This window comes from Microbispora hainanensis, assembly GCF_036186745.1.
GTDB lineage: Bacteria > Actinomycetota > Actinomycetes > Streptosporangiales > Streptosporangiaceae > Microbispora.
In genome coordinates this window covers 4,490,460-4,506,225 of the sequence record NZ_CP108086.1, presented here as the reverse complement: position 1 = coordinate 4,506,225, position 15,766 = coordinate 4,490,460, and the positions used below count along the sequence as shown (strand labels likewise).

Sequence of the window (15,766 nt, the reverse complement as noted above, 5' to 3'; positions counted from 1 at the left end):
GACGATCGGGTGACCGTGTCAGGCGCGGGCGTGCGGGCCCGCGCCGACCGGTTCGGGCTCCGTCCCGGCCGGCCCGCCGTCCTCCTCGTGACCCTCGATCGACAGGTTCGGCAGGATCCGGTCGAGCCAGCGCGGGATCCACCAGTTGAGCCGGTCGAGCAGCACCATCGCGGCGGGCACGAGGAAGCCCCTGATGAGGGTCGCGTCGACGGCGATGGCCACGGCGAGCCCGACACCGAACACCTTGACCAAGGGGTCGGGGTAGGCGATGAACGCGGTGAACACCGCCACCATGATCAGGGCGGCCGAGGTGATGACGCGGCCGGTCGACCCCAGTCCCTCGGCCACCGCGCTCCGGTTGTCCCCGCTGCGCGAGTAGGCCTGCCGTACGGAGGTCAGCAGGAAGACCTCATAGTCCATCGACAGCCCGAACAGCACGGCGAACAGCATGAGCGGCACGTACGTGTCGATGGGCACGGAGAAGAACAACGTGGCGAGATAGGACCCCTCGGCCGAGGGCGGGGGGTCCATGCCGACCAGGCGGCTGCCCAGGCCCTGGGAGAACACCACGGCGAGCGCGCCGAAGGCGGCGCCCAGCGAGACGAGGTTCATCACCGCCGCCTTGATCGCGACCAGAGGCGCGCGGAAGGCCAGCAGCAGGAGCAGGGCGCTGAGCAGCACGACGATGCCGACGACCAGCGGCGTCCTGCCCATGATGCGGTCGCCCGCGTCCGCCAGCCCGGCCACCTGGCCGCCCACGTGGACGTGCGCCCCCGGCACCTCGATGGCCCGCACCCGCTTCACCACGTCGAGTGCCCGCGGGTCGCTCGGGGCATAGTCGGGGACGGCCTGGATGAGCACCGAGCGGCCGTTCTCGTTGACCTTCGGCGGGGCGACGAAGGCGACGCCGTCGGTGTGCTCCACCCGCTGCCGCAGCACCTGCACGACCGGGTCGGGCGGGGTCGAGTCGGCGATCTCCTTGTCCAGTTCGGCCACGACGACGAGCCCGCCGTTGGCCCCCGGGCCGAAGCCCGCCTCGATCAGCTCGTACGCCCGCCGGGCCGGGGTGCCCTTGTCGCCATACCCGTTGTCGAGGGGGCCGAGCTTGATCGTGACGGCCGGGGCGGTGAGCGCCGCCAGCACGACCACGGTGACGGCCAGCACCCGCCAGGGGCGGCGCGCCACCCAGGCGCCCAGCCTGGCCCAGCCCGTGGCCGGGCCGTCGCGGCGGGCGGCGCGCCCGACCAGCGGCAGCCGCAGCGCGTCGATCCGGTGCCCGAGGAGGCCGAGCAGCGCCGGCACCAGGGTGATCGAGGTGAGCACGGCGCACACGACCGAGACGCCGGTGATCCAGCCGAGTGTGCGCAGCAGCGGGAACCCGGCGAACATCAGCGCGCTGAGGGCGATCACGACCGTGCCGCCGGCGAACAACACGGCCCCGCCCGACGAGGCCGCCGTACGCCGGACCGCCTCCTGCACCGGCACGCCCTCGGCCAGCAGCGTCCGGTGTCGCGACAGCAGGAACAACGCGTAGTCGATGCCGACGCCGAGGCCGATCATCGTCGCCAGGATCGACGCGGTCGACGGCACGTCCACGACGTGACCGAGCAGCGCGATGAGGCCGAGCCCGACGCCGATGCTGATCAGCGCGGTGAAGATCGGCACGAGCGCCGCGACCAGTGTCCCGAAGGCGAACAGCAGCACCAGCGACGCGAAGACGACGCCGGCGATCTCGCTCGCGCCGGTCTTGATCTGCTTGTCGGCGGGGGTGGAGCTGTCGGAGGGCACGACCTCGATGCCCGCGCGTACGGCCGGCGCGGCGGCGGCGACGAGTCGCTCGGATGTCTGGGCGAGCTTGGTGGTGTCCTGCCCCGTCAGCCGTACGGTGATCATCCCGATCCGCAGGCTCGACGACATGCCGCCGATCCGGTACGGCGTCTCCACCTGTGCGACGTGCGGCGTGCGCCGCAGGGCGTCCATGGCCCGCTCGACGGCCTGTCTGCGCGGCTTGTCGATCAGCGTGCCGTCCGCGGTGTAGAGGACGAGCTGCACCGTCCCGCCCGGATCGAATCCCGGTCCGAAGCCCTCGCGCATGAGCTCGTGCGCCCGCTGCGCGTCGGTGCCGGGGATCGACACGTTGTTGTTCACCGGCCGGCCCCACACCAGGGTGCCCGCCGTCAGCAGGCCCGCCGCCAGCACCCACAGCGTCAGCACGATCCAGCCGTGGCGGGCGCACCATCCGCCGAGCCGCCCCAGAAGTCCGCTCATCGCCGTCCGTCCCGGGTAGCATGTCCTCCCGGCCGTCCTGTACGGCCGTACAAAACGAGAGTAAAAGGAACTGATCGGCGGGCGAGCGGCGCGCCGGAAAATGAGACGATGACCACACTCGATCAGGGCAACGCGACCCGCTCCCGCATCCTGGCCGCGGCCCGCGACCTGTTCGCCGAACGGGGATACGCCGCCGTGTCGCTCGCCGACATCGCGGCGGCGGTCGGCCTGACCAAGACGGCGGTCGCCTACCACTTCCACCCCAAGGACCGGCTCGCGGCCGAGATCATCGCCCCGGCCGCCGACGACCTGCTCGCGCTGCTCGGCGGCGAGTTCGCCGGCCATCGGGAGTTCCTGCGTGCGTTCACCGCGTTCGCCGTACGCCACCGGGCGGTGATCCGGCTGCTCACCGACGACATCGGCGGCGCCGACAGCGCCCCTCCCGGATCGCCTGGCGAGGCGATCCGGGAGTTCAGCCGGGAGCTGTTCCTGCGCCTGGCCGGGCCCGATCCCTCCCCCGGCACCCGTGTGCGCGCCTGGGCCGCCCTCGGCGCGGTGCAGTCCGGTGTGGTGAAGACCATGGACCTGCCCGCCGACGTGGTCGAGGAGACGCTGACCGCCGCCGCCGTGGCAGTGTTCGAATCTTGATATACGAATTCCCTTGCGATCACGCGTGGAGAGCGTCACATTTCGTCTGAACGTTCAACCTTTCCGCCGCGTCCTTAGGTGGCACCAGCGGGACGGATGCGAGGGGAGTGACGGCCAGCCTTGGACGTACCGGCCGACGGGGAGGGCCGCGCGGGCGCGCTCGGCCAGGTGGTCTCGGCCCTGTCGAACACGCCCCGGACCGTCCTCGTCCTCGGCGAGCCCGGCATCGGCAAGACCCACCTGCTGGGTGAGGCCGCGGCGCGGCTGAAGGGCTTCCGCGTGCTGCGCGGTCAGGCCCGCGAACTGGACGGCGGGCGCGCCTACGCCCCGCTCGTCGAGGCCTTCGCGGCGGTGGAGGGCGAGGCGGGCGAGGCCCTGTCCGGCCTGCTCGACGCGGTCGACCAGGCCGCGCTCGGCCATCCCGCCGCCGCGCCCGGCGCGATGGCCGCCCGGCTGCTTGAGTCGCTGCCCGGCCCCACCCTCATCGCGATCGACGACCTCCACCTGGCCGACGCCGACACCTTGAGCGTGCTGCGGGCCCTGCCACTCCGCCACGACGCCATCGCGATCCTCGGCACCGCCCGCCACCCTCCCGCGCTCGACGTGGACCTGTCGATCCGGCTCCAGCCGCTGACGATGAGCGAGGTCGCCGACCTCGTCACCACGCTGCTCGGCCGTACGCCCAGCGAGACCGTCCTGCGGCGGATCCACGTCGCGAGCCGGGGAAACCCGTGGTTCGCGCAGGAGGCCGTGCTCGCCCTGGTTCAGGGCGGGGCCGTACGCTCGGAGGATCCCGGGGCACGGCGCGGCGCGATCCTCAGCCGGCTGTTCCAGCGCGACAGGGGCGGACGCGACCTCGCCCGCGTGCTGGCCGCCCTGTCGCGGACAAGGGAGGCCGCCGATCTCCCGGCGCTCGCCCAGCTCGCCGGGCTCACCCCGGATCAGGCCGAGCGCGCCTTCGACGCGCTGGTCAGGGACGGCGTCGTCAGCAGGAACGGCGACGGCTACGCGCTGGCGCACCCGCTGGTGGCCGAGGCGCTCTACGACGATCTCGGCGTCTCCGGCCGCAGGGAGGTGCACCGCCGCATCGCCGACATGCTCGAACGGGAAGGGCTGACCGGCACCAGGCGGGTCCTGGAGTGGGCCACCCACATGGCCGAGGCCGGGCCGCCCGGCGAGGCCCTGCCCGCGGTGCTGCGCGCCGCCGAGCTGACCCGCTGGACCGCGCCGCTGTCGGCCGCGCACTGGTACGGCAAGGCCGCCGAGCTGTCCCCGGAGCCCGGCGAGCTGCTGGCCAGGCAGGCACTCGCCTACTGGAAGGGCTCGCGGCCCGCGCTGGCGCTGAACTCGGCCCAGCGCGCGATCGCCGCCCTGCCCGCCGGGCGCCGCCGCACCCGTGCCGCCTACACCGCGGTCGGCGCGGCCCACGTGATGGGGTGGTATGAGGTGGCCCTCGACGTGGCCCGCCGTCAGATCCCCAAGGCCGACGACGCCTCCGCGCTGCTCGCCCAGCAGGCGCTGGTCAGCGCGGAGATGGGCCGCCCCAGCCGGGAGGCCGCCAGGCGCGCCTGGGAGGGCCTGTCGGACTGCCCTCCGCAGGACCGCGCGATCACGGTCGGCTACCTGGCCATCCACGCGCTCCTACAGGGCGACTGGGCCGAGACGCAACGGGCCGTCGACGACCTGCTCACCTTCGCCGCCGCCCTGCCGCCGGGCGCCCGGCTCGCGTCGCTGGAGTCGGCGGCGCACGTGCTGGCGATCGCCGGGATGCGCTCCCGCGCCGTCGAGGTGCTCAACCAGGCCGAGCAGATCCACCGCGGCCTCGGCTGGCACGACATCGCCGGACAGCACGTGCGGACCATGGCCGTCATCCGGCGGATGGGCGGCGAATGGGCCCAGGCGCTGGAGGAGATCGCGGTCGCCAGCCGGGCACTGGCCGAGGCGGGCCTGCTGGAGAACCTCGCCCTGCTGCGCAACATAGAGCTCGACATCCTGCTCGACCAGGGCAGGTTCGAGGATGCCGCCCGGGTGCTCGCCGAGCCGCCGCCCGGCGCGGCGCTGCACCAGGGCATGCGCTGCGTGTTCCGCGCGCGCCTGGCGCTCGGGCGGGGTGACATCGCCGCCTCGCGGCGCGAGCTCGACCACGCCATCGCGTACGAGGTGCCCGAGGTGGTGCACCGGGCCCTGGCGTTCAAGGTGCTGGTGGCGGGAGCGGCGGGCGACGACGCGGCCCGCCGGGCAGCGGCCTCCTGCCTGGACGAGCGGTCGGCGAACGGCACCCCCCGGGCCCGGCTCGCCGCCGACCTGGCGGTGGGCTGGACGTTCCAGGATCGCGCGCGGGCCGGCGCGGCACTGGAACAGGCACGCGCCGACGGCCTGCCGTTCGAGGAGGCACGGGCCCGGCTGGTCCTCGGCGTGCTCGGCGACACGGCACAACTCTCCCGCGCGCACGCGATCTTCACCCGTCTCGGCGCGGCGCCCTGGGAGGCGCTGTCCGAACGCCGCCTGCGGGAGGTCGGGATGGTCCCCGAACCGGCGGGCCGCCTCACGCCCGGCGAGCGCCGCGTCATCGAACTGGTCGCCGACGGGCTGAGCAACCCCCAGATCGCGGAGGAGCTGCACTACAGCCGCAAGACCGTGGAGGTCTATCTCACCCGCGTCTACGCCAAGACCGGCCTGCGGTCACGCGTCGAACTCGCCCTGGCCGTCGAACGCGGCGAGCTGTGACCTAACCCCGCATAGCTACTGACGCGCCCGCGTATCCAGCCCCGCACTGACCGCGGATATCGCGACGTCGACACCGCGCCGGAAAGGGTGCTCGCGGGCCTTGAGCCGGTCACTCACCGCCCCGAAAGACACCTGCGGGGCGTTCGCGGGCCTTGGGTCATCCGGTCACCACGCCGGAAGACACCCGCGGGGTGCTCGCGGGTCCTGGGCGGGTCACCGCGCCGGAAGACACCTGCGGGTGTTCGCGGGCCTTGGGCCGTCCGGTCACCACGCCGGAATAACCTCCAGTCTTCACCGAGCCCGCGCCGGAATGAACCTCCGATCATCGCGAAGCCCACGCCGCTCCAGCCACGCGAGTTCCTCGCAGCTCGGAATCTCCGCGGGGCTCAGCCTGGGCACAGCGCTTCCGGCCGTCGCGGTTCCCCCTGGACCGGGAGCAACCCCTCCAGCCCTCACGGAGCTCGTGCCGACGCAACGCGTCCGGCCGTCGCAGTGCCTTCGTGCCGGGACCAACCTCTCCCGCCCCCCACAGAGCTCGCATTGCCGGCGGCCCTTCCGGCCTACCCCTCACCCAAACCGCGCACCTGGACCGTACGCCCCTGGCGACAGCCCGGAAGCCTCTGCGAGCCGTCTCTGGACGGGACGTTGCATCGAGGACTGCCTCGCATCGCCGGGCTGGGGCTCCATATTTGCCCAGGTCAGAGGTTGATTCGATGGTGTGTTCGAGGTAGGCTTGGGGCAGCCGTTACAGGTGAGCCTAGCTGGCGGGCCGTTGGCCATACGCCGTGTGTTGAGCCGAGTCTGTTGAAGGAAGTCCCGGTCCGGGCGGTCGGGAAACCGTTGTTTGCCTTCGTCTGTGCTCCTGGGGGTTCACCGCCGTGTCCGCGCCGCACCCGCCGTCCGCTGCCGCCGGGCAGCGCCCGGCACCGCCGGTGCCCTCGACACGTGCAGCACGCCCGGCAGACCCGACAAGTCCAGCACGCGCGCCGCGCCCGCCTCGCCTGGCACGCTCTGCGGACCGGACACGTCCGATGGATCCGGCACCTTCAGCCTGCCCGTCGCGCCCGGCACGGGCAGCGCGCCCTGGCCCTTCAACGCACCCGACGCCTTCAGCACGCCCGGCGGACCCGGCGGACCCGGCGCGCCCGGCGGACCCGGCGCGCCCGGTGGAGCCGACGCCTTCAGCACGCCCGGCACGCCCGGTGGGCCCGGTGGGCCCGGTGGGCCCGGCCTACCCTTCGCGTGTGGTGGGCGGGGTGTCCTCCGCTGGCCAGGGTGGGGGCGAGGCCGGGGGCGAAGGTACCGGCGGTGGTGGGGTGCCGGTGGCGATTCCTGATGGGCTGGCGGTGATCCCGCCGGGGGCCGAGCTCGCGGGGGTGCTGGCGGGTATCGCTGTGGAGCGGGTGTCGGGGTTCGACACTGTGGAGGTGCTCAAGGCGGCCTACCGGCAGTCCTGTCATGACCGGGCGTGGTTTTTGCGGGTGCTGCTGGAGGTCGGGCTGCGTGAGGCGTGGTCCGGCGACAGCGTGGTCCGCCTGCAAACACCGGAGGAGTTCGCCCCGGATGAGGCGCGGGCGGCGCTGGTGTGGTCGCGCCGCCGCGCGGATTCGGCGTTCGAGCTGGCGTGGAATCTGCATCGCCGCCTGCCGGTGCTCGGTGAGGCGATGCTGGAGGGGGTGTTGGATGAGCCGCGGGCGGTGGCTTTCATCCGCTGGACGAGCGGGTTGACCGACGCCCAGGCCGGCTGGGTTTGCGAGCGCCTGGTGCCTCGGGCGGCGGGGTGGACGGTGGGCGAGCTGGTCGAGCACGTTCAGCGCATGGTGCTCGCGATCGATCCGGATTGGGCGGAAAAGCGTTATACCGAGGCGGTCCGCAGGCGGCGGGTGGCCGGCACGCGCAATGATGACGGTACCGCGACCGTGTCCGGGCTGGACCTGCCGGTGGAGCGGGCGGTGGCCGGGTGTGAGCGGATCGATGAGCTGGCCCGCGCCTGCAAACGCGCCGGGGACCGCCGCCCGATCGATCACATCCGCGCGGACTTGTTCTTGGGGAGCCTGGATGGCACCTTCGAAGGCCTGACCGATGAGCAGATCGTCACCCATGTCCTGGCCCACCCTCTCGTGGAACCCGGCGATCCCACCCCCGGCGACACCTCTGACGACACCCCCAGCTCCACCGGCTCGGCCGACGACCCCGCCGGCTCATCTGACGCCGCCACCGGCAAACCTGACGCCCCCGCAGGCACTACCGCCAGCCCCGCCAGCTCTGCCGGTACCCCCACAGGCGAGCCGAAGCACGAGCGCGAGCGGATCACCGCACCCGAGCCGAAGCAGAAGCGCGAGCGCGAATACGAGCGGAGCTCGGGCAACCGACCCGAGCCGGAAGATGGGCACGGGCGGAGGGTCGTGCCGGAGCCGGAGCGTAGACACGACCAGAGCACCGCACCAGAACCGGAGACCGGGCAGAGGCCGAGCACCGAACCCACGCCTGCGTACGAGCACGACCGGAGCACCGCCTCCGAACCAGAGCACGGACGCGGGCACGACAACAGCGCCGCACCCGAACCAGAGCCAGAGCACCAGCGGAGGCTGAACACCGGGCCCGAGTCGGAGCACGAGCGCGAGCGTGACCGGGTCACCACGCTGGAGCCGGAGCATGGGCACGGCCAGAGCGCCGCACCGGAGCCGGAGCCGGAGGGTGGGCGCGGGTGCCGGGAGCCTCAGCGGTCGCAGGGCCGCCTTGGTGGAGGGCCCGGCGCGACATCGTGGTCGGTGCCGGAGATACGGGTAGAGCTGACCACGTTGCTCGGGCACGATGAGCACCCCGCCCACCTGCCCGGCTGGGGCATGGTCCACGCCGCCCAGGCACGCCGCATCGTCACCGGCATGCTGCATGGGCAATGGCGCTATGCCATCTGCACCGACGACGGGCACCTGCTCCTGGCCGGCATCACCCGGCACCGCCCCTGCCCGCCCGCCCAACGGCCACCCCGCGACATGCGACGCGGCGGCATCGTCGAGCTGCAGATCACCCTCACCCAGCTCCACCGGCTGGCCGCCGCACCGGCCACCACCGGCGCCTGGGCACCCCTCATCGCCGACCTCACCCGTCAAGCCCACGCCCAGCTCGGCACCACCCCCGCAACCGGATCACCTCACCCAGCCGGATCACCCCACCCGGCAGCAGCACCTCACCCGGGCCGATCCTGTGACCAGGCTGCAGCGCACGCCCCAAAGGGATCGGGTGACCCGGCCATGCTGGGCGAACAGACCGACCCGGCAGACTCGGCCGACATGGCCAACACGGCCAACACGGCCGACACGGCAGGCGCGGTCAGCACCACGGGCGCGGCTGGCACGGCCAACCCCACGGACGCCGCAGACGCGGCCAAAACGACGGGAGCGGCCAACACGGCTGACGCGGTCAACGCGGTCAACGCGGCTGGTGCGGCCAACACGGCCGACAGGGCCAACGCCACGGGCACGGCTGACACTGCGGACGCCGCAGGCGCGGCTGAGACGGTTAACGCGGACTCGGCGAACACGACGGACTCGGCGGGCGCGGCGAACACGACGGGAGTGGCCAACACGGCTGACGTGGTCAACGTGGCGAACGCGGCTGGTGCGGCCGGTACCGCTGGGGTGGCAAATACGACGAACGGGGCTGATCGGCGTCATGCGGATGCGGCCTTACGCCGATACGTCCAGATTCGGGGCCGGGTCTGCTCCTGGCCGGGCTGCCGCATGCCCGCCACCCGCACCGACCAAGACCACATCCAGGCCTGGGCCGACAACGGCGCCACCACCGCCGCCAACCTGCACCTGGCCTGCCGCCACGACCACCGCGCCAAGCACCTCGGCGGCTGGCGCGTCACCACCGCAGGCCCTCACCTCATCATCTGGACCAGCCCACTCGGACACCCCTACCGCAGCCCACTCCCGAAGATCATCCAGCCCGTCCCCGACCCCCAGCCCCGCACCTGGCCCGACGCCCCACCCGGACGCCTGCCCGCCGACCTCCCCGGAGCACCAGACACGATCATGGCCCCACCATGCCCTCCCACCACCCCACCAGCACAAACCCCCGCAGAAACCCCGGCACAACCAACCCGTAGGCACACGACCCAGACACCCGACGCGGACAGCCCCGACACGGAGGAACACGACAACGCCACACCACAGGACGAATCAAGAGGAACACTCATCCAACGCGACCTCGAGGCACCGCCCTTTTGACGCCCCCTCCTCGCCCCCGACACTGTTGGAGGGAGAAGCAGTGTCAAGACGCGGCCCGCATCCCGTTCGGCTGCTGAGCCACGCCGGGTGCCACACGCAGCACTGACCCGAATGACGCTGACTTCACGGTGATGAACTGCGCTGTGCCGAACTGTGCGCTGCGACGGAACTGCGCGGCGGTGAACTGCGCGGCGCTGACCCGCATAGGGCCAGCCTGCGCGGTGGTGGATCGCGCTGCGGTGACCCCCGTGACGCTGGCCCGCGCGACGGCGGCCGGCGCGGTGGCAGATCACGCGGCACTGACCCCCGTGACGCTGGCCCGCGCGGTGGTGAGCTGGGGGTGAACTGCGGGCGGTGAACTGCGGGCGGTGAACTGCGCGCGCCGGCCCCTACGGCGCGGGCCTACGCCGCCCACGCGGGGCGTACGGGGCGCGGTGCGAGACCGGCACGGACATTAGGGATCTCCCTACTGTGCACCGTCCGCCTAGAGGATCAGGCTCTTGACATGGAATCACCGATCCTTTCGTACGCCGACGAGGTCTGGCGTGGTTCGGTGCGCCCCGAGGACGTGCCCTACGCGGAGCTGCGCCGCGACGGAGTGCAGGAGATCGCCTACGGCGTGGCGATGTGGCCGGCGTGCGGCAACGTGTACGTGGTCCGTGGCGAGGACGGGCTGGGCCTCTTCGACACGGGCGACGCCCGCGAGGCCGAGCAGTCGTACCGTGCGATCAGGAAGTGGTCGTCCGAACCGCTCAAATATGCGATCTTTTCCCGCAGCCGGGCCGACCGGCTGGCGGGGATGGAGGAGTTCGACGCCGAGCCGGGCCCCCGCCCACTGGTGGTGGCGCAGGAAAGGCTGGCCCTCAGACTCGCCCAGCAGGGCAGGACCGCCGGATACAACGCGGTCGTCGACCTGCGCGAGCGCGGCTTCCCCCGGCTGGTCTGGCCGCCGCCGCAGCGGTTTCCCGACCTGACCTACCGCGACCGGCTGTCCCTGTCGCTGGGAGACGTCACGTTCCAGCTCACCCATGCCTGCGGCGACACCGACGACGCCACCTGGGCGTTCCTGCCCGAGCGGGGCGTGCTGATGACCGGCGACCTGTTCGCGTGGTCGGTCCCGGGGGCGGGCCACCCGCAGCGGATCCAGCGCTATCCGGACGACTGGGCGGTGGCGCTGCGGGCCATGGCCGCGCTCGACGCCGACCTGCTGCTCCCCGGGCGGGGGCTGCCGATCCGCGGCCCGGCCCGGGTGCGCCGGGCGCTCACCGACACGGCCGACTATCTCGACAGCCTGGTCGAGCAGACGCTCGATCTGATGAACGCCGGAGCACGCCTGGACGAGATCCTGCACTCGGTCAAGCCACCGCCCGCGCTGGCCGGGCGGCCCTACCTGCGTGAGCGCCACGACGAGCCCGAGTTCATCGTGCGCAACATCTGGCGGCTGCACGGCGGCTGGCATGACGGCAACCCCGCCAATCTCAAGCCCGCACCGGACGCAGTGTTCGCCCGGGCGGTCGCCGAGCTGTCGGCGGGGGCGGCGTCGGTCGCGGGCCGGGCCGTCGCCGCGGCGGCCGACGGTGATCTGCGCCTGGCCTGCCAGCTCGCCGAGCTCGCGGCGCAGGCCGAGCCGGAGAACCACAAGGTGCACGAGATCAGGGCCCTCGTCTATGCGATGCGGGTCCAGCAGGAGAGCGGCTCGATCGCGCGAGGCGTGTACGCCTGGGCCGCCGCCGAGTCGCGCAGCAAGATCACCGGCATGGACCTGCTCGACGTCTACCACGACGTCGCCGAGGGACGGATGTGGTGGCTGCCGAGCAAGGCCAACTGAGCCGGCCGAGCGGAGCCGCCCAGGTGGCCGGCGGGCGCGAGGAGGGGAGCGCCCGCCGGCCCTGCCGGTAACCTTCCTTCCGTGCTCGAACAGATCACGGCGACCCGGTATGTCGCGCCCCTGCGCGAGGGCGGGTCGCTGCCCGGAGTCGTCGAAGCCGACGACCTCGGCACGTACGTCGTGAAGTTCCGCGGTGCGGGACAGGGCAGGCGGGTGCTCGTGGCCGAGATCGTCTGCGCCGAACTCGCCAGGCGGCTCGGCTTCGCCACGCCGGAGCTCAAGGTCATCGACCTCGATCCGCAACTCGGCGTCCGCGAACCCGACGAGGAGATCCAGGACCTGCTCACGGCGAGCGCCGGGCACAACCTCGCGATCGACTTCCTGCCCGGTGCGCTTGGTTTCGACCCGCTCGCCTGGGAGCCCGACGCCGAGTTCGCCTCCCGGGTGCTGTGGTTCGACGCGTTCGTCCACAATGTTGACCGGAGCTGGCGCAACCCGAACCTGCTCGTCTGGCACGGCGGGGTGTGGCTGATCGACCACGGCGCCGCCCTGTGGTTCCACCACAACTGGCCGACGGCCGACCCGCGCCGCCGGTTCGACGGCCGCGACCACGTGCTCGCGCCGTTCGCGACGAAACTGGAGCAGGCCGACGCCGACTTGGCCGGGCTCGTCACCCGGCCGCTGCTCGACGAGGTGACCGCGCTGGTCCCGGACGAGTGGCTGGAGGACGAGCCGGGCTTCCCGGACGCCGACGCCGTACGGCAGGCCTATGTCGAGCATCTGCTCGCCCGGGCCGCCGGCCCCCGCGACTGGCTCCCCGACCCCGCCGCTCCCGCTCCGCGCCGGGGCGGGCCGAGCGCGACGATCGGCGGCTTCTGGCGTGCGGCGCGAGAGGGCGGCCGATGAGCGACGTCTACGAGTACGCGGTGATCCGCGTGGTGCCCAGCGTGGAGCGGGGCGAACTGGTCAACGCCGGGGTCATCCTCTACTGCCAGCCGCGCGGCTACCTGTGCGCACGGGTGGAGCTGGACGAGACCCGGTTGCTGGCGCTGGGCGTGCCGGTGGACCTGCCCGGCGTACGGCTGGCCCTGGCCGCCTACGAGCGGGCGTGCGGCGAGGAGGCGGGCCCCCTGTGCGGGGAGCCGCTGGGCGCCCGGTTCCGCTGGCTCACCGCACCGCGCAGCACGGTCGTGCAGACCGGGCCGGTGCATGCCGGGCTGACCGGCGACCCGGCGGCCGAGCTGGACCACCTGCTGACCCGGCTGGTGCGACCCGTGCAGGCCGGCCTCGGCACCGGTTGTCAGGCCGGCCTCGGCACTGGTTAGTGCGCCGCCCGCCGACGTTCACCGGGTTCGGGAAGCGGAGCGAAAGGGAGCGAGGACCACAGCGAAAGCCCGGCGGAGCGGGCTTCGCGACGACCGGGGTCCCAGGACCGGCTAGAACAGCACGGACATGAACGTGTCGACCTCCTGGAAGCCCACCTTGCGGTAGACGGCCCTGGCCGGGAGGTTGAAGTCGTTCACATAGAGGGTGACGACCGGGGCGAAATATTTCAGCGCCTGCTCGACCACGGCGGCCATGCCCGCCGCGGCGTGACCGCGTCCGCGTAGATCGGGGTGGACCCACACGCCCTGGATCTGGCACGCCTGCGGTGTGACCGCGCCGATCTCGGCCTTGAAGACCACCTGGCCGTCGTCGATCCGCGCGTACGACCGGCCGATACGGATGAGCTCGGCGACCCGCGACCGGTAGAGCGCTCCACCGTCGCCGTTGTCCGGGGAGACGCCCACCTCTTCGGTGAACATCGCCACGCAGGCGGGCAGCAGGATGCCGAACTCCTCGGGACGGACCCTCCGTACGAGCGGGTCCGGGTCGACTGCGGGCGCGGAGGTCGTGGCCATGACCGGCTGGGCCCACCGGATCGCCCGGGCACCGCCCCAGTGCGGCTCCAGCCGCTCCCAGAGCTGTTCCACGGCGCCGGCCGGGCCGACGATGGACGAGCAGCGGCGGCCCTGCTTGCGCGCCCGGTCGGCGAACGCGTGGATGGCCTCGCGGGTGGCGTTCACGGGCACCAGGTTGGCGCCCGCGTAACACAGGGACACCAGCCCTCCGCGGGGGCCGTAGCCCCACATCTGACCGCCGAGCCGTGAAGGGCTGAGGCCGACGGCCCTGACCCGGGCCGCTACGAACACATTGGCGACCGGATCGGTGTCGAGGAGTGCCAGCACCTCGTCACGATCGTTGTCGTCGAGCACGCGCGACGCCGATGTTCGCAGCATCACGGGCCCAGCCTACGCGAACGGTTAGCGTTTGGGAGGTATCGGCCGGGCCGGGCTACCGCCGTTTGGCGGAGGTGTGGGACGCCGTTCCCTGCCCACCCTCCGTGACCTTCATCAGCGTGGCCCGCGGCTCCGGTTCGCCCGGGCAGGTCGCGTCGGCACCCCGCGTGCCCCTGCGCTGCGGCGACAGCACCGCGTCGCGCAGATAGGCCGACAGTTGCCGGTCGACGCACGCGTTCCCGGCGAGCGACACACCATGGTTGCCGCCGTGCGAGACGAGCAGGCGCGAGGTCGGGAACAGGCTGCGCATGCGCAGCGCCCCCGCGTACGGCGTGGCGGCGTCGCGCTCGGCCTGGATCAGCAGGACGGGCGGTAGGTGCGACGTGCCCACCTTGACGGGGGTGCCGCCCTTCTCCGGCCAGAAGGCGCACGGTGCGTTGTAGACGGCGTTGGGCCAGGCCATGAACGGCGCCTCGGCGTGCTCCTTGCGGGTGTCGGCCCGCCAGCGGTCCCACGACCGGGGCCAGGCCGCGTCGCGGCACTCCACGCCCAGGTAGACCGCGTAGGAGTTCTCCTCCTCCTCATCGATCTCGGCCACCGTACGGAACAGTTTCACCAGGACCGAGGAGTCGCCGTTGCGGACGTACGCCGAGAAGGCGGAGCCCAGGTAGGGCCAGAGGCGGTCGCTGTAGGCGCCGTTGGAGAAGACGTCGTCCAGTTCGCTCGGGCCCACGACCCCGCCCGCGGGCCTGTCGCGCAGGCGGGAGCGCATGGAGTACCACGCGAAGGACACCGTCGCCTGGGTCGTGCCCAGCTTGTAGACGTCGTTGTGCTCGGCCACCCAGGCGAGGAAGTCGCGGTGCCGCCGGTCGAAGCTGCGGTCCTGGGCGATGTTGGCCTGATACCAGACGCCGGCGGGGTCCACCACACTGTCGAGCACGAGGCGGCGCACCCGCTGCGGGAACAGCGTGGCGTAGACCGCCCCCAGGTAGGTGCCGTACGAGTAGCCGAGGTAGCTGATCTTCTCCTCGCCGAGCGCCGCGCGCACCGCGTCCATGTCGCGGGCGGAGTTCTCGGTGGTCAGGTAGGGCAGGAACCAGGCCCAGCGGTTGCCGCACCCCTCGGCGTACTGCTTGGCCCGGCCGACCAGCACCCGTTCCTCGGCGTCGTTCTTCGGGACGTTGTCGGGGCGGGGCGGCGCGTAGAAGCGGGCCGGGTCCACGCACGACATGGCGGGCTGGCTGGGCGCCACCCCGCGCGGGGCGAACCCGACGATGTCGAACCGGGCCGCGACCTCCTTGGGCAGCTTGGCCGCGACATACCTGGCCAGGCTGAGCCCCTCGCCGCCCGGTCCGCCGGGGTTGACCAGCAGCGTGCCGAGGTGGTTGCCGTCACGTGAGACGGTGCCCCTGATGCGGTTGAGCGACAGGGTGATCTGCTGGCCGTACGGCTCGCGGTAGTCGAGCGGGACACGCAGCTCCGCGCACTCCTGCACCGGCTCCCGCCGACCGGCCCGGCGAGCCGGCGCGGCCGACGCGAAAGGCTCGGCCGGCCCGCTCGACGCAAAAGGCCCGCTCGACGCAAAAGGCCCGCTCGATGCGAAACGCCCGGTCGATGCGAAAGGCTCGATGGACCCGATCGGCCGGGCCGAGCCGAGGCCGAGCAGGCCGCCGGAGGACGATTTCTTCTCCGGCGGGCACTGCTTCCACTCGAGCGGACGCTTCGGCGGCCCCCAGTGCCCCGGCCGGTCCGTCCCGGCTGCCACACCTTCCGGCCCGACC

General features: G+C 72.6%; 10 protein-coding genes. 6 read left to right on the top strand and 4 right to left on the bottom strand.

Annotation, left to right across the window (positions count from 1 at the left end; genetic code table 11):
* Positions 1-18: 18 nt before the first annotated feature.
* Positions 19-2,268 carry an MMPL family transporter gene (locus tag OHB01_RS21085; RefSeq protein WP_142649959.1) on the bottom strand — a complete coding sequence of 750 codons (2,250 nt, stop codon included), beginning with the start codon at positions 2,266-2,268 and terminating at the stop codon, positions 19-21.
* A 108-nt stretch (positions 2,269-2,376) separates the two neighbouring features.
* Here OHB01_RS21085 and OHB01_RS21080 point away from each other — a divergent pair, with 108 nt between their 5' ends.
* Positions 2,377-2,916, top strand: coding sequence for a TetR/AcrR family transcriptional regulator (locus OHB01_RS21080; RefSeq protein ID WP_328709480.1), 540 nt, complete (start codon positions 2,377-2,379; stop codon positions 2,914-2,916).
* A gap of 120 nt (positions 2,917-3,036) precedes the next feature.
* Entirely contained in the window at positions 3,037-5,643 is a 2,607-nt protein-coding gene (locus tag OHB01_RS21075) for an AAA family ATPase (RefSeq protein WP_142649961.1), read from the top strand.
* Positions 5,644-6,513: 870 nt separating this feature from the next.
* Here OHB01_RS21075 and OHB01_RS21070 read toward each other — a convergent pair.
* A complete protein-coding gene (locus OHB01_RS21070) occupies positions 6,514-6,759 on the bottom strand; it encodes a hypothetical protein (RefSeq protein WP_328853869.1) in 246 nt (81 codons plus the stop codon).
* A 206-nt stretch (positions 6,760-6,965) separates the two neighbouring features.
* On the opposite strand from OHB01_RS21070, the gene OHB01_RS21065 reads away from it, so the two are divergent.
* The 4 genes from OHB01_RS21065 to OHB01_RS21050 all read left to right on the top strand — a co-directional run bounded on the left by OHB01_RS21065 (position 6,966) and on the right by OHB01_RS21050 (position 13,031).
* Positions 6,966-9,878, top strand: coding sequence for a DUF222 domain-containing protein (locus OHB01_RS21065; RefSeq protein ID WP_328853868.1), 2,913 nt, complete (start codon positions 6,966-6,968; stop codon positions 9,876-9,878).
* Positions 9,879-10,383: 505 nt separating this feature from the next.
* On the top strand, positions 10,384-11,706 hold the full coding sequence (locus tag OHB01_RS21060; protein WP_147944973.1) for an alkyl sulfatase dimerization domain-containing protein: 1,323 nt from the start codon (positions 10,384-10,386) through the stop codon (positions 11,704-11,706).
* Positions 11,707-11,787: 81 nt separating this feature from the next.
* Entirely contained in the window at positions 11,788-12,612 is an 825-nt protein-coding gene (locus OHB01_RS21055) for a HipA family kinase (protein WP_142651907.1), read from the top strand.
* Positions 12,609-13,031, top strand: a complete 423-nt coding sequence (locus OHB01_RS21050; RefSeq protein WP_147944972.1) for a DUF3037 domain-containing protein — start codon at positions 12,609-12,611, stop codon at positions 13,029-13,031. The genes OHB01_RS21055 and OHB01_RS21050 overlap by 4 nt, the downstream gene beginning before the upstream one ends.
* Before the next feature lie 111 nt (positions 13,032-13,142).
* Here OHB01_RS21050 and OHB01_RS21045 read toward each other — a convergent pair whose 3' ends face one another.
* Positions 13,143-13,985, bottom strand: a complete 843-nt coding sequence (locus OHB01_RS21045; protein WP_142651937.1) for a GNAT family N-acetyltransferase — start codon at positions 13,983-13,985, stop codon at positions 13,143-13,145.
* A 55-nt stretch (positions 13,986-14,040) separates the two neighbouring features.
* Positions 14,041-15,480: an alpha/beta hydrolase gene (locus tag OHB01_RS21040; RefSeq protein WP_328853867.1), complete on the bottom strand. Its 1,440-nt coding sequence runs from the start codon at positions 15,478-15,480 to the stop codon at positions 14,041-14,043.
* Positions 15,481-15,766: the final 286 nt, after the last annotated feature.

What these genes read in the sequence shown, in the direction of transcription:
- OHB01_RS21085 (WP_142649959.1), bottom strand. Translation starts at nt 2,268, where the DNA reads ATGAGCGGACTTCTGGGGCGGCTCGGCGGATGGTGCGCCCGCCACGGC.
- OHB01_RS21080 (WP_328709480.1), top strand. Translation starts at nt 2,377, where the DNA reads ATGACCACACTCGATCAGGGCAACGCGACCCGCTCCCGCATCCTGGCC.
- OHB01_RS21060 (WP_147944973.1), top strand. Translation starts at nt 10,384, where the DNA reads ATGGAATCACCGATCCTTTCGTACGCCGACGAGGTCTGGCGTGGTTCG.
- OHB01_RS21050 (WP_147944972.1), top strand. Translation starts at nt 12,609, where the DNA reads ATGAGCGACGTCTACGAGTACGCGGTGATCCGCGTGGTGCCCAGCGTG.
- OHB01_RS21045 (WP_142651937.1), bottom strand. Translation starts at nt 13,985, where the DNA reads ATGCTGCGAACATCGGCGTCGCGCGTGCTCGACGACAACGATCGTGAC.